The sequence below is a fragment of the Antrihabitans stalagmiti genome (assembly GCF_016482825.1).
Taxonomy (GTDB): domain Bacteria; phylum Actinomycetota; class Actinomycetes; order Mycobacteriales; family Mycobacteriaceae; genus Antrihabitans; species Antrihabitans stalagmiti.
In genome coordinates, this window is record NZ_JAEMNV010000008.1 from 254155 (window position 1) to 267636 (window position 13482).

Sequence of the window (13482 nt, forward strand, 5' to 3'; positions counted from 1 at the left end):
AATCGATGCGTGCAGCCTAGTCAGCCCGGCTGCATCGCGTCCCAGCCCGCAACATGACCGTCGTGGCGCTGCGCCAATCCGGCCATTCGAGAGCGTTCCTGCGAGCAGTGCAATGCGTCGAGGCGCTGCACTCGTTGCAAGACAACGGCTGTGAGCCCGTCTGGGTTCGACAGCACAGGTTCGGCGGGCAGATAACCGTCCTGCGCGGCGATCTCGCTCACCCGTGAGACGGCTCGTTCCGGTACGAAGAGATGGTGCCGAAGTAGTAGCTCGGCGTCCGGATCGAGTCGCGGCTCCGTTTCCACCGCCCGCTGCAGGGCCGCCGAACATGCTTCCGCGTCGTCGAAGCAGGAGGCTACGACAACAAGATCGGAACGCGTCGGGTCGAGCCGACTCCGGGCTCCGCCGCGGGCGAACAATCGCCGAAACCAAGACCCTGCGCGTCGCGACTCATCCATGCCCAAACTCTCGCATGCCGCCCGACCTGCGAAATTACGAACCGGCGAGGCTCGAGGAAAAAACACGACGGACCAATTTCGCACCCCGGCACATCTTTCGTACTACGACGGGTCATACTTCTCCTTGTGACGACCGCAGTAGGCACTCCCGGCTCGGCAATTACCCAGCGCGTGCATTCGCTGAACCGACCCAACATGGTCAGCGTCGGCACCATCGTGTGGCTGTCCAGCGAATTGATGTTCTTCGCTGGGCTGTTCGCCATGTATTTCGTGGCGAGAGCCCAGGCAAACGGCAACTGGCCACCGGAACCGACCGAGCTCAACATGACGCTCGCGATTCCGGTCACGACCGTCCTGATCCTGTCGTCCTTCACCTGCCAGATGGGTGTGTTCGCGGCGGAGAAGGGCGACGTGTTCGGACTACGCCGCTGGTACTTCGTGACTCTGGTGATGGGCGCGATCTTCGTCGCCGGTCAGGGCTACGAGTACTACCACCTGGTCCTCGAGGGCACCTCGATCTCGAGCAGCGTGTACGGATCGGTCTTCTACATCACGACCGGCTTCCACGGCTTGCACGTCATCGGCGGTCTCATCGCGTTCGTTTTCCTGATTGCCCGCACCAAGGTCAGTAAATTCACACCTGCGCAAGCAACCGCGGCGATCGTCGTGTCGTACTACTGGCACTTCGTCGACATCGTCTGGATCGGCTTGTTTGCGACGATCTACTTCGTCCGTTGAGCACGTCAGCCCACACGCTTACAGCCCCGTCGGTCCCCCTCTACCAAAAGGGATACAGATGAGTTCTTCTCCACCACCAGCAGTCGAGCCTGACGGCCCGGATCGCTCCGGCGCACGTACGGCTACCAAGTCGCGCCGCCAGCGCAAGCTCCGGCGACGCGTCGCGGGTGCACTGGTGCTACTGCTCGGTTTGGTCGGTGCCGGTTTTCTCGCTGCTGCGCTCACGCCGACCCCTCAGGTCGCGACAGCACAGGAGGACAAGGCTGCGCTCATTCGCGAGGGGCAGCAGTTGTACGACACGTCGTGCATCACGTGCCACGGTGCGAACCTCCAAGGTGTCGCCGACCGCGGTCCCAGCTTGATCGGCACCGGCGAAGCCGCCGTGTACTTCCAGGTGTCCACCGGTCGAATGCCCGCCGCTCGCGGTGAAGCGCAGGCCGAGCGCAAGGAAGTCAAGTACACGGAGTCGCAGATCGATGCCCTCGGCGCCTACATCGCCGACAACGGCGGCGGCCCCTCGGTCATCAGGGACGGCGACGAAATCGCGACCTCCTCGCTGCGCGGCGACGACATCGCCCGCGGTGGCGAGCTCTTTCGGTTGAACTGCGCCTCGTGCCACAACTTCACCGGCAAGGGTGGCGCGCTTTCCTCCGGCAAATACGCGCCACCACTCGGCAAGGCGAACGAGGCACAGGTCTACACGGCGATGCTCACCGGTCCGCAGAACATGCCCAAGTTCTCGGATCGCCAGATCACCCCTGAAGAAAAAGAAGACATCATCGCTTACGTCATGTCATCGAACGAGACGGCCGCACCCGGCGGATACGGCCTCGGAGGCTTCGGCCCAGCCACCGAAGCACTGGCTCTGTGGGGTATCGGAATCATCGCCGTCGTCGGCGCAGCACTGTGGATCGGAGCAAGGTCATGACTGACGCCGGACACGGCGCTGGGTCCTCGGACGAGCCGAAGAAGTACACGTCCGAAGAGCTCGACAACATGAGCAGGGACGAACTGTTCGAGCTCGGTACCAACATGGACGGCGTCGACGTCGCATACCGTCGTCACCGCTGGTCGGTCGAGGGCACCAAGGCCGAGAAGCGCGCCGAGCGTGCTGTTGCGTTCTGGTTCGCACTTGCGGGCGTCTCCGGTCTCGCATTCGGCGCGATCTACATCTTCTGGCCCTGGAAGTACAAGGGCTACGGCGAGGACGGCTACCAGCTCTACACGCTCGCCACGCCCCTCTACGGCCTGACTCTCGGCCTTGCCGTCACCGCACTCGGCGTCGGCGCTGTGCTATACACGAAGAAGTTCATCCCCGAAGAGGTGTCGATCCAGGACCGCCACGACGGCGGCTCCTCGGAACTCGACAAGAAGACCGCGGTCGCAGTGCTCGGCGATTCCTTGGAGACGTCGACGATCGGCCGTCGCAAGCTGATCATCGGCAGCGGACTCTTCGGCGTCGGCGCAGTCGGACTCACCGCTGTACTTCCGTTTCTCGGCGGCATGATCAAGAACCCGTGGGCGAAGGGCGACAAGTCCGACCTCTGGGTGTCCGGCTGGACCCCCGACTACCCCGGCCAGACGATCTACCTACGTCGCGACACCGGACGCCCACACGACATCGTGCTCGTCCGCCCTGAGGATCTCGACGCAGGCTCGATGGAAACCGTCTTCCCGTTCAAGGAAGCCCACCGCAACGACGAGCATGCGCTGTTCAAGGAACTGCGCGGCATCCGCAACTCGGTGATGTTGATCCGCCTCCGCACAGCCGATGCCGAAAAGGCCATCAAGCGCAAGGGCCAGGAAAGCTTCAACTACGGCGACTACTTCGCGTATTCGAAGATCTGCACGCACCTCGGTTGCCCGACCTCGCTGTACGAACAGCAGACCAACAGGATCCTCTGCCCGTGCCACCAATCGCAGTTCCTGGCGACCGAATTCGGCAAGCCGATCTTCGGTCCCGCAGCTAGGGCATTGCCACAGCTGCCAATTACTGTCATAAAGGAGATGGGCCCCGACGGCAAGGAAGAAGAGTTCCTCGTCGCCGACGGTGACTTCATCGAAGCCCTCGGACCGGCATTTTGGGAGCGTCCAACAACATGACAAGCCGAATCAGCAAACAAGCCGAGGGCGTCGACTCTCGATACCATCTCGCGGCAGGCCTGAAACGCCAGGTCAACAAGGTCTTCCCGACGCACTGGTCCTTCATGCTCGGCGAGATCGCGCTGTATTGCTTCATCGTCCTGCTGTTGTCCGGCGTCTATCTCACCCTGTTCTTCGACCCGTCGATGGCAGAAGTGACCTACGAGGGCGCCTATCAGCCGCTCAACGGCATCGAGATGTCCCGCGCCTACGCGACGACATTGGATATTTCTTTCGAGGTCCGCGGCGGTCTATTCGTCCGGCAGGTCCACCATTGGGCAGCGTTGCTGTTCGCGGCGTCGATCATCATCCACATGTTCCGCATCTTCTTCACCGGCGCGTTCCGTCGCCCGCGTGAAGCGAACTGGGTGATCGGCAGCCTGCTCCTCGTGCTCGCGATGTTCGAAGGCTTCTTCGGATACACCCTCCCGGACGACCTGCTCTCCGGTACCGGTCTCCGCGCTGCTTTCAGCGGTATCACGATCAGTATTCCGGTGGTCGGCACCTGGATGCACTGGCTTATCTTCGACGGTGACTTCCCAGGCACGATCATCATCCCGCGCCTGTACATGGCACACATCCTGCTTCTGCCGGGCATCATCTTGGCTCTGATCGGCGTGCACCTCGCGCTCGTCTGGTACCAGAAGCACACGCAGTTCCCCGGTCCGGGTCGCACCGAGCAGAACGTCGTCGGTGTCCGAATCCTTCCGGTGTTCGCACTCAAGGGTGGCGCGTTCTTCGCGATGGTCGTCGGCGTGATCGCTCTGATGGGTGGTCTCGTCCAGGTCAACCCGGTGTGGAACTTGGGTCCGTACAACCCGTCTCAAGTCTCCGCGGGTTCCCAGCCCGACTTCTACATGATGTGGACGGACGGCATGGCCAGACTCTGGCCTGCATGGGAGATCTATCCGTTCGGGTATACGGTTCCCGCTGTGTTCGCGGTTGCGATACTCATGGGTCTCGTGTTCGGCGTGATGTTCGCCTACCCGTGGATCGAGAAACGGCTGACCAAGGACGATGCGCATCACAACCTGCTGCAGCGTCCGCGTGACGTGCCGGTCCGTACCGGTATCGGTGCGATGGCGATCGGTTTCTACGTGGTGCTCACCCTCTCCTGCGTCAACGACATCATCGCGCTGAAGTTCGACATTTCGTTGAACGCGACGACGTGGATGGGCCGTATCGGCTTGCTGATCGTTCCGCCTATCGCCTACTACGTGACCTACCGGATCTGCCTCGGTCTGCAGCGTGCGGACCGTGCGGTTCTCGAGCACGGCATCGAAACAGGCCACATCAAGCGGATGCCGTCGGGTCAGTACATCGAGGTTCACCAGCCACTCGGACCGGTCGACGAGCATGGCCACCCGATCCCGCTGGAGTACCAGGGTGCTCCTGTCCCGAAGAAGATGAACAAGCTCGGTTCCGCAGGCGCACCCGGCCTCGGCAGCCTCTTCCGGGCAGACCCGTTGGATCAGGCCGAAGCGCTCGCGGCAGAAGAGCACGCCGGCGAGCATCGTCAGCTGACCATCCTCCGGACCTACCAGGACCGTATCCACGGCAACGGTTCGAACGGCAACGGCCATGCCAACGGAAACGGCAGCAATGGCAATGGCAGCAACGGGAACGGCAAGGGCAACGGGCACGGACCCAGCCACTAGCCGTATCTGAGATCGTCCACAACCGAAGGCCCCGAATCGAGTAATCGATTCGGGGCCTTCGCTTTTGCCACTCCCCTCCCCCACCCCGGTTGGCCCTGCGCGCAAGAGCCACGCCACGGCGTCGTGCATCAGGGGTCAGTTGCCGGACGAACGCAGGTGCCGCATCGGTGAATGGGCTCTCAGTGTCAATTTCCGTCGCAGTGTGCGGCACCGATTGCCCGTTCGCAGCCGGGCTCGCCTGAATTCGGCGCCGAGCAGGCGGTTACCAGGAAGGGCACTCGCGTTCAGGCCCAGTAACAGCCTGTTCGACGAGCGAGCTTGCGGTCGGGAGTGTGCGGTCTCGGGCTGAGATGCTCGAACGGGCTCACAGTGCCTATTTCCGGCGCGGTGTGCGGCACCGATTGCCCGTTCGCAGCCGGGCTCGCCTGAATTCGGCGCCGAGCAGGCGGTTACCGGGGAGGCCATTCGCGTTCAGGCCCAGTAACAGCCTGTTCGACGAGCGAGGTTGCGGTCGGCTGAGATGCCCGAACGGGCTCTCAGTGTCGATTTCCGGCGCACTTTGCGGCACTGATTGCCCGTTCGCAGCCGGGCTCGCCTGAATTCGACGAGCGAGGTTGCGATCTGTTCCGTGCGAACAGCTCAGCGCCCCCGTCACCGCACGCGGTAACTGCGCCTACCCCGTGGGCGCACAGATACGACAAAGGCGCCTGAACGTGAGTTCAGGCGCCTTTGCGGGGATGCTCAGTGCTTCTCTGGTCCTGCGTGGTACTCGAACAGCAGCCCGCCGACGGCGAACAGCACGAACAGGACGCCCACGGCGATCAACCACGGCTCGAAGAAGGCGAATCCGGTTGCGGTGACCGCAGCAGCGGCGGCAAGCGTGATCGGCCAGATGCTGCCGGGGCTGAAGAAGCCCAGATCTCCGGCGCCGTCGATGATCTCGGCGTCCTCGTAGTCCTCAGGACGCAAATCGAGTCGACGTGCGACGAAGCGGAAGTAGGTTCCGATGATCAGCGTCAGGCCGCCGGTCAGAACGATGGCTGTAAGTCCCGCCCATTCGACTCCGGTACGGGATATGCCGGTGAACACGCCGTACAAAACTGCGACGAGGAACATAAACCCCGTCAGGAGTTCGAAGAGTTTCGCTTCGACCTTCATATCAGTTCGCGTCCTTACTTGATCGGCTGATGGACCGAGTTATTTGCCGTCGGACTGGGTAGCTTCGCGGACAGTACGCGAGGTCTTGAACGGCACGGTCGTGGTCGCGACCGGGCTCTCACCGATGCTCTGCAGGGCCTCGGCGTTCGTGTTGCCTGCCTGCCGCGCCTTGATGTAGGTCTGGAACTTGTCCGGACTCACGGCTCGCAGCTCGAAGTTCATCATCGAGTGATAGGTACCGCACATCTCGGTGCAGCGCCCGACGAAGGCGCCTTCCTTCTCGATGTCGGTGACCTGGAAGATGTTGTCGGAGTGGTTTTCCTTCGGGTTCGGGTTCACGTCACGCTTGAACAGGAACTCGGGAACCCAGAATCCGTGGATGACATCTGCCGAGGCGATCTGGAATTCGATGATGCTCTCGGTGGGAACCACAAGCACCGGAATCTCTTCGCTGGAGCCGATGGTCTCGATCGTGTCGTAGTGCAGGTACGAGAGGTCGTTCGGATTCTTGCCGTGGATGGCGCCGGGTTGCGGGTGACCCTTCTCGTCCGTCCGCTCCTCGGACTCCGCGACAGCCTCGGCGTTCGCGCCTTCGCGCACCTTGTCGGCAAGGTCAAGACGCGGACCGTTGGGCATGTCGACCGTGCGGTAACCGAACTTCCAGTTCCACTGGAACGCCGTCACGTCGACGACGACAGCAGGGTTGTCGACCTTCTTGTCGACGTAGTTCTGCACGCTGACCGTGAAGTAGAAGAGCACCGCGATGATGACGAACGGCGCTGCGGTGTAGCTCAATTCGAGCGGCACGTTGTACGCGGTCTGGCGTGGGAATTCCGGATCGCCTGCACGACGGCGGTGGAATACGACCGTCCAGAACGTCAGGCCCCACACGATGACACCCATGACGAGCGCGGCGACCACGGACCAGGTCCACAGCTCGCGCATCCGCTGCGCCTGCGGCGTGATGCCCTCTGGCCAGCCGAAGCGGAGCACCTCGTTGTTGATGGAGCAGCCTGACAGCACTAGAGCGGTCAAGCCGACAGATGCAGCTAGCCCGGCTCGCCGAAGAATCCGACTATGCGCCACGTTCACGCCTTCCTGATCGCCGCAAGTTTCGATGGCCTAGCCACCGGGATGGCTCGAATACTACGCAGCGTAGACCAACCTCGAGGGCTTCTCGGCTTCGGGTCTTGACCGACACTCCGAACGAACTACGGCATACTCGGCGAAGAGTTTTCGGCACCTGCCCTGACCTAGCCCGATGACCGATCGATACGAAGCGAGGTTGCCAGCACTGTGTGCGGACTACTCGGGTTCCTGACCTCGAACGGCACGACCCCCGACGGCGTGTCGGCGGTCGACGCGGCAATGCATTGCCTGCGTCACCGCGGCCCGGACGAGCACGGAACGTGGCACGACGACGACCTCATCTTCGGATTCAACCGCTTGGCGATCATCGACATCGCACATTCGCACCAACCGCTGCGCTGGGGACCGCCCGAGAATCCGGGCCGGTACGCACTCACGTTCAACGGCGAGATCTACAACTACCTCGAGCTGCGGGCCGAACTGGCCGACGAGCACGGCGCCCAGTTCCACACCGAAGGCGACAGCGAGGCGATCGTCGCGGCGTTCCACTACTGGGGTCCGAACGCGGTGACCCGCCTGCGCGGCATGTTCGCCTTTGCCATCTGGGACACCGATACCCGCGAGCTGTTCGTCGCAAGGGATCAGTTCGGCATCAAGCCGCTCTTCTTCGCGACCGGGCCGAACGGAACAGCGTTCGGTAGCGAGAAGAAGTCGCTGCTGGAATTGGCTTCGCTCATCGGTATCGGGACCGAGCTGGACCCGCGTGCCATCGAGCACTACACAGTGCTGCAGTACGTCCCGGAACCCGAGACGTTGCACGCCGACATTCGCCGCCTCGAGTCCGGCAGTTACGCGCACCTGAAACCGGGCGATGTGCCGGAGATCACGCGTTACTTCACGCCGAAGTTCCGAGTCCGCCCCTTCACCGACGGCACTGCCGCGGCGCGCTACAAGGAGATCGCCGAGGCGCTGGAAGATTCCGTTGCCAAGCACATGCGCGCTGACGTCACGGTCGGCTCGTTCCTCTCCGGGGGCATCGATTCGACCGCGATCGCTGCTCTGGCGATGCGCCACAATCCGAAACTCATCACGTTCACGACGGGTTTCGAGCGCGAGGGCTACTCGGAGGTCGACGTCGCCGCCGAATCTGCCGCCGCCATCGGCGCGCGGCACATCGTGAAGGTCGTCGGTCCGGAAGAGTTCGCCGCTGCGATACCGGAGATCGTCTGGTACCTCGACGACCCCGTTGCCGACCCCGCGCTCGTCCCCCTGTACTTCGTCGCCAAGGAAGCCCGCAAACACGTCAAGGTGGTGCTGTCGGGCGAGGGCGCAGACGAACTGTTCGGCGGTTACACGATCTACCGCGAACCGCTGTCTTTGCGCCCGTTCGAGCGACTGACCCCCGGTTTGCGTCGTGCTGCGGCTCGCCTGTCGGACCGGATGCCGGAGGGTCGCCGCGGCAAGAGCCTGCTCAACCGTGGCTCGATGTCGCTCGAAGAGCGCTACTACGGCAATGCGCGCAGTTTCAACGACGCGCAGCTGCGCGCGGTACTGCGCGATTTCCGACCGGAGTGGACCCATCAAGATGTGACCGCACCGATCTACGCGCAGTCGGAGGGCTGGGATCCGGTCACGCGGATGCAGCATCTCGATCTGTTCACGTGGCTGCGTGGCGACATTCTTGTGAAGGCCGACAAGATCACCATGGCCAATTCGCTAGAGCTGCGGGTGCCGTTCCTCGATTCGGAAGTCTTCCGCGTAGCTGAGCAGGTGCCGCTCGAGCAGAAGATCACGAAGGACACGACCAAGTACGCGTTGCGTCAGGCGCTGGAAGGCATCGTGCCCGGCCATGTGCTGCATCGAGCGAAGCTCGGGTTCCCTGTGCCGCTGCGGCACTGGCTGCGCGGGCCGGAACTGTTCGACTGGGCGCACCAGCAGATCGCCGACTCGCAGACCGACCACCTGCTGAACAAGGCTGCGATCAAAGACATGCTCGACGACCACAGGACGGGTCGGACCGATCACAGCCGTCGACTGTGGACCGTTCTGGTCTTCATGATCTGGCACGGCATCTTCGTCGAAGAGCGCATCGTGCCGAATATTCAGGAGCCGGCCTACCCGATTTCGCTGTAGGCGGCTACGCCGCTCGTGAGTCTTTTCGGTGGTCAGGACCTCCGAAAAGACTCACGAGGCGCGAAGCGCCCTAGAGCGCTGCGGCGATTTCGTCGGCAGCTTCGGTGCCGTAGGCATCGGCAAGACGCTTGAGCGCGTCGTCACGATCCAGGGACCACTCCTGCGTTCCGACCGTTTCGAGTACGAGAACGGCGACCAACGAACCGAGTTGCGCCGACCGTTCGATGCTCAGACCACCTGTGTGACCGGTGAGGAATCCCGCGCGGAAGCCGTCGCCGACCCCGGTCGGATCGACCTTGCTTGTTTCGGGGACAACGCCGACGCGGATCAAGGCACCGTCGGAGTCGATGATCTCGACGCCCTTCGACCCGAGCGTGGTGACGCGGATGCCGACCTTCTCGGCGATCTGGTCTTCGCTGAGCCCGGTCTTCTGCCGGAGCAGACCCCACTCGTACTCGTTTGTGAACAGGTACTCGGCACCGTCGATGAGCTTGGCGGCATCTTCGCCGTCGAGGCGAGCGAGCTGCTGCGACGGGTCCGCGGCGAACGGAATGCCGAGCGCACGGCATTCTTCGGTATGACCGACCATCGCAGCGGGATCGTTCGCACCGATGAGCACGAGGTCGGGCGCCGGGTCGAGCGCTGCGATCGAGATTTCCCTCGCTTCGCTCATCGCGCCCGGGTAGAACGATGCAATCTGAGCCATGGCCTCGTCGGTCGTGCAGACGAAGCGTGCCGTTTGGGCTTTCGTCGAGACGCGCACACCACTGCAGTCGACGTTCGAGGCTTCCAGCCAGGCCTGGTAGTCGGCGAAGTCGGGGCCGACGGCGCCGATGAGCAGCGGTGAGCCGCCGAGCTGACCGATCGCGTAGGCGATGTTGCCGCCCACTCCCCCGCGCCGGACGACAAGATCGTCGACGAGGAAACTCAACGACACATGCTCGAGCTGATCTGCCAGCAGGAGCTCGGAGAATTTTCCGGGGAACGTCATCAGATGATCGGTTGCGATCGATCCGGATACGGCAATGGTCACGAGCTGGTGCCTTTCAGCTGAACATGGCTATGCGAGGCCGTCCACGAAAGACGGCCCCGCATCAGGGAGTTTCACCGGTTGTAGCGACGAGATCAGTTGAAGCTGTCGCCGCAGGCGCACGAGCCCGAGGCATTCGGGTTGTCGATCGTGAATCCCTGCTTCTCGATCGTGTCGACGAAGTCGACGATTGCGCCCTCGACGTAAGGCGCGCTCATCCGGTCGACAGCAAGGCTGACGCCACCGAAGTCGACGATCAGGTCGCCGTCGAGGCTGCGGTCGTCGAAGAAGAGCTGGTAACGCAGGCCGGCGCAGCCGCCGGGCTGAACAGCGATCCGAAGTGCGAGGTCGTCGCGACCCTCCTGGTCCAGAAGCGCCTTCGCCTTGGCCGCTGCGGCGTCGCTCAACTTCACGCCGTGAGTGGTGGTGGTCTCGTTCTGTACAGTCATTGACTCTCCCTATCGCAAGCTGTTCGTCCCCGTGAACGCTTCCAACGGTACTCCGGCCGAACCTATTCCTCGAAACGGAGAATTCTCCGCACTCGAGTCCGGTTTCTCCATTTCGCCGACAATCCAATAGCCTGGAGGAGTGAAGCTGTTACGCCGTGGCAACTCCGATGATTCGGACGCAAGTACCAAGCCATCGACTCCGGTCGAAGACGCCGGGTCGAAGGTAAGCCTCGGCAAGGGCAAGCCGACCCCGAAGCGACGTGACGCAGAAGCTCGCAGACGCGGTCCGGTCGCCCCTGCACCGATGACCTCCAAGGAAGCCCGCGCTCGCAAGAAGGCGACCAAAGGCACCAAGGAGGACCGTAAGGCCCAGTCGGCCGAGCGTCGTGCAGCTGCAACCCTGCGCCGTGAGCGGATGGCTGCCGGTGACGACAAGTACCTGCTGCCTCGCGACAAGGGCCCGGTCCGTGCGTATGTTCGCGATCTGATCGATTCACGACGCAACCTCGTCGGCATGTTCATGCCCGCCGCCCTGATCCTGATCGTGACGATGTTCGTCAGTCCGGCAGTGCAGTTCATCGTCACGTTCGCGATGCTCATCATGATGATCTTTATGGTCGGCGAGGGCGTCTACCTGGGCAAGATGGTCAACAAGCGCGTTCGTGAGAGGTTCCCGGATTCGACCGACGGTGGTTTCAAGCTCGGTTGGTACGGCTTCACGCGCGCGTCGCAGATCAAGAAGATGCGGCTGCCGAAGCCTCGCGTGAAGCCCGGCGACGCGGTCTGAGCCGACTCGGCCCCGACCTCCGCCGCTCAGTTGTGCGGCGCCCTGCGACTCATCGCGATGATGTCGGCGAACTCTCGTGCCGAGTCACGGTCCATGGGATTCGACGAACCCATGTAGCCGCTCGGTCGGAGGTAGTCGCGCACGGAGCGCGCGACGTCGCGCCAACTCCGCCGCGCTGTGCGTGGCGCCACGACGCCATAGTCGAGTGTTTGGAACCTGGCTGCATCGAATGTGGTCATGGCAGTAAGTTTGCGTCCAGAAACTTACCGCCGAAAGTGGCAGCACTGACATAGTTCGACAAGATTCCGCCATATACTCGATTTATGTTGTCCAAGGTCGCGACCGTGCTGGTGGAGCCTGCAACCATGTTCGAACTCGGCGTGGTCTGCGAGGTGTTCGGACTCGACCGCACCGATGTCGGTCTGCCTGCGTTCGACTTCCGCGTCTGCGGCCAGTACCCCGGCGTCCCGCTGAACATGTCGACTCCCGGCATCAAGGTCACGCCGGAATTCGGGCTGGACGGGCTGCGCGGCGCCGACCTGGTCGCGATCCCCGCATCGCACACCACCAGGGACTACGCCCCCGAAGTCGTCGAAGCGATCCGCGACGCCTACGACGCAGGCGCAACAGTTCTCACGGTCTGCTCGGGCACTTTCCTCGCAGGCGCCGCGGGCTTGCTGGACAACCGCAAATGCACAACGCACTGGCGGTACGTCGACGCGCTCGCGGCGCAATTCCCTCTAGCGACGATCGACCCCGACGTCCTGTTCGTCGACGAGGGCAACCTCATCACCAGCGCGGGAACCGCGGCCGGCATCGACGCCTGCCTGCACCTGGTTCGACGCGAGCTCGGCAGTTCCGTTGCCAACGCCATCGCACGACGGATGGTCGTCCCGCCCCAGCGCGACGGCGGCCAGCGCCAGTTCATCGAACGTCCTGTTGTCGAATGTCGTTCCGACAGTTTGAGTTCCATTCTCGACTGGCTGACAGATAATCTTGCCGAAGCACATACGATCGAGGACCTTTCGGCACGAGCGGCGATGTCGACACGGACCTTTGCACGCAAGTTTGCGGCGGAGACCGGTACGACGCCGGTCAAATGGCTGACCAATCAACGGGTGCTGCTCGCGAAGCAACTTCTGGAGGAAACCGACCTCGGACTCGAATCGATCTCCAGCCGTTGCGGTTTCGGATCGAGTGCGCTGTTGCGTCACCACTTCAATCGCGTCGTCGGCCTCGCGCCCGTCGACTATCGTCGCCGCTTCGGCTGCATGACCACCCAGGTTGGTAGCGTCTAGCCTCGTGCCGTCCGACTCCCTCCCCCGCCGAACGCTCGTTCTCGGTGGCGCACGGTCGGGAAAGTCGGCTGTCGCGGAGGCCATGTTCGGCGACGATGCCGTCCGCTACGTCGCTACGGCGCGACGCGACACATCCGATGCCGACTTCGAGCACCGCATCGCCGCACACCGAATCCGACGACCGCAGTCGTGGACGGTCGTCGAAAACCAGGATCTGGTCGACACATTGGCAACCGGCGCCGGACCCACACTGGTCGACGACATCGGCACCTGGCTGACCGACCGAATCGACGCCGAGCAGGCATGGGAAAGCCCGCGCGGGACCGTCGACACCGACCCCCTCGTCAGCGCCGTTGCCGACTATCCGGGTCGTCTTGTCGTCGTCAGTCCCGAGGTCGGGCTCGGCGTGGTTCCCGCGACGCGGTCCGGGCGACTGTTTCGCGACGAGATCGGAGTGCTCAATCAGCGCCTCGCGCAGGCATGCGACGAAGTGTTGTTCGTAATCGCAGGCCTCACAACGAGGCTGAAGTGAAAGGGTTCCG

At 63.0% G+C, this 13482-nt stretch carries 14 protein-coding genes; 8 read left to right on the top strand and 6 right to left on the bottom strand.

Annotated features, from left to right (window positions below):
* Positions 1 to 20: 20 nt before the first annotated feature.
* Positions 21 to 458: a hypothetical protein gene (locus JGU71_RS23045; RefSeq protein WP_199706835.1), complete on the bottom strand. Its 438-nt coding sequence runs from the start codon at positions 456 to 458 to the stop codon at positions 21 to 23.
* A gap of 126 nt (positions 459 to 584) precedes the next feature.
* On the opposite strand from JGU71_RS23045, the gene ctaE reads away from it, so the two are divergent.
* From ctaE to qcrB, 4 genes are read left to right on the top strand one after another with little or no spacing between them, the layout of a single operon-like run.
* Entirely contained in the window at positions 585 to 1196 is a 612-nt protein-coding gene (gene ctaE / locus JGU71_RS23050) for an aa3-type cytochrome oxidase subunit III (protein WP_199706836.1), read from the top strand.
* A gap of 58 nt (positions 1197 to 1254) precedes the next feature.
* Positions 1255 to 2124 (top strand): cytochrome bc1 complex diheme cytochrome c subunit, encoded by an 870-nt coding sequence (gene qcrC / locus JGU71_RS23055; protein ID WP_199706837.1) that lies wholly within the window; start codon positions 1255 to 1257, stop codon positions 2122 to 2124.
* Positions 2121 to 3299, top strand: a complete 1179-nt coding sequence (gene qcrA, locus JGU71_RS23060; RefSeq protein ID WP_199706838.1) for a cytochrome bc1 complex Rieske iron-sulfur subunit — start codon at positions 2121 to 2123, stop codon at positions 3297 to 3299. Before qcrC ends, qcrA begins: the two co-directional genes overlap by 4 nt.
* Complete coding sequence (gene qcrB / locus JGU71_RS23065) at positions 3296 to 4996, top strand: cytochrome bc1 complex cytochrome b subunit (protein ID WP_199706839.1); 1701 nt, start codon at positions 3296 to 3298, stop codon at positions 4994 to 4996. Before qcrA ends, qcrB begins: the two co-directional genes overlap by 4 nt.
* 741 nt (positions 4997 to 5737) lie before the next feature.
* Here qcrB and JGU71_RS23070 read toward each other — a convergent pair.
* Both JGU71_RS23070 and ctaC read right to left on the bottom strand, forming a co-directional pair.
* A complete protein-coding gene (locus tag JGU71_RS23070) occupies positions 5738 to 6154 on the bottom strand; it encodes a cytochrome c oxidase subunit 4 (protein ID WP_199706840.1) in 417 nt (138 codons plus the stop codon).
* A gap of 39 nt (positions 6155 to 6193) precedes the next feature.
* Complete coding sequence (ctaC, locus tag JGU71_RS23075) at positions 6194 to 7246, bottom strand: aa3-type cytochrome oxidase subunit II (protein ID WP_199706841.1); 1053 nt, start codon at positions 7244 to 7246, stop codon at positions 6194 to 6196.
* A 204-nt stretch (positions 7247 to 7450) separates the two neighbouring features.
* Between ctaC and asnB the strand changes: the two genes are divergently transcribed.
* A complete protein-coding gene (gene asnB, locus JGU71_RS23080) occupies positions 7451 to 9376 on the top strand; it encodes an asparagine synthase (glutamine-hydrolyzing) (protein ID WP_199706842.1) in 1926 nt (641 codons plus the stop codon).
* Between the two features lie 70 nt (positions 9377 to 9446).
* Here asnB and JGU71_RS23085 read toward each other — a convergent pair whose 3' ends face one another.
* Together JGU71_RS23085 and JGU71_RS23090 are read right to left on the bottom strand one after the other, a co-directional pair.
* Complete coding sequence (locus JGU71_RS23085; RefSeq protein ID WP_199706843.1) at positions 9447 to 10409, bottom strand: carbohydrate kinase family protein; 963 nt, start codon at positions 10407 to 10409, stop codon at positions 9447 to 9449.
* Positions 10410 to 10501: 92 nt separating this feature from the next.
* Positions 10502 to 10855, bottom strand: coding sequence for a HesB/IscA family protein (locus tag JGU71_RS23090; protein ID WP_199706844.1), 354 nt, complete (start codon positions 10853 to 10855; stop codon positions 10502 to 10504).
* A 139-nt stretch (positions 10856 to 10994) separates the two neighbouring features.
* Between JGU71_RS23090 and JGU71_RS23095 the strand changes: the two genes are divergently transcribed.
* Positions 10995 to 11642 (top strand): DUF3043 domain-containing protein, encoded by a 648-nt coding sequence (locus JGU71_RS23095; RefSeq protein ID WP_199706845.1) that lies wholly within the window; start codon positions 10995 to 10997, stop codon positions 11640 to 11642.
* 26 nt (positions 11643 to 11668) lie between these two features.
* On the opposite strand, the gene JGU71_RS23100 is transcribed toward JGU71_RS23095, so the two are convergent.
* Entirely contained in the window at positions 11669 to 11881 is a 213-nt protein-coding gene (locus JGU71_RS23100) for a hypothetical protein (RefSeq protein WP_199706846.1), read from the bottom strand.
* A gap of 84 nt (positions 11882 to 11965) precedes the next feature.
* On the opposite strand from JGU71_RS23100, the gene JGU71_RS23105 reads away from it, so the two are divergent.
* Positions 11966 to 12940: a helix-turn-helix domain-containing protein gene (locus JGU71_RS23105; RefSeq protein ID WP_199706847.1), complete on the top strand. Its 975-nt coding sequence runs from the start codon at positions 11966 to 11968 to the stop codon at positions 12938 to 12940.
* 4 nt (positions 12941 to 12944) lie between these two features.
* Positions 12945 to 13472 (top strand): bifunctional adenosylcobinamide kinase/adenosylcobinamide-phosphate guanylyltransferase, encoded by a 528-nt coding sequence (locus tag JGU71_RS23110; RefSeq protein ID WP_443624200.1) that lies wholly within the window; start codon positions 12945 to 12947, stop codon positions 13470 to 13472.
* Positions 13473 to 13482: the final 10 nt, after the last annotated feature.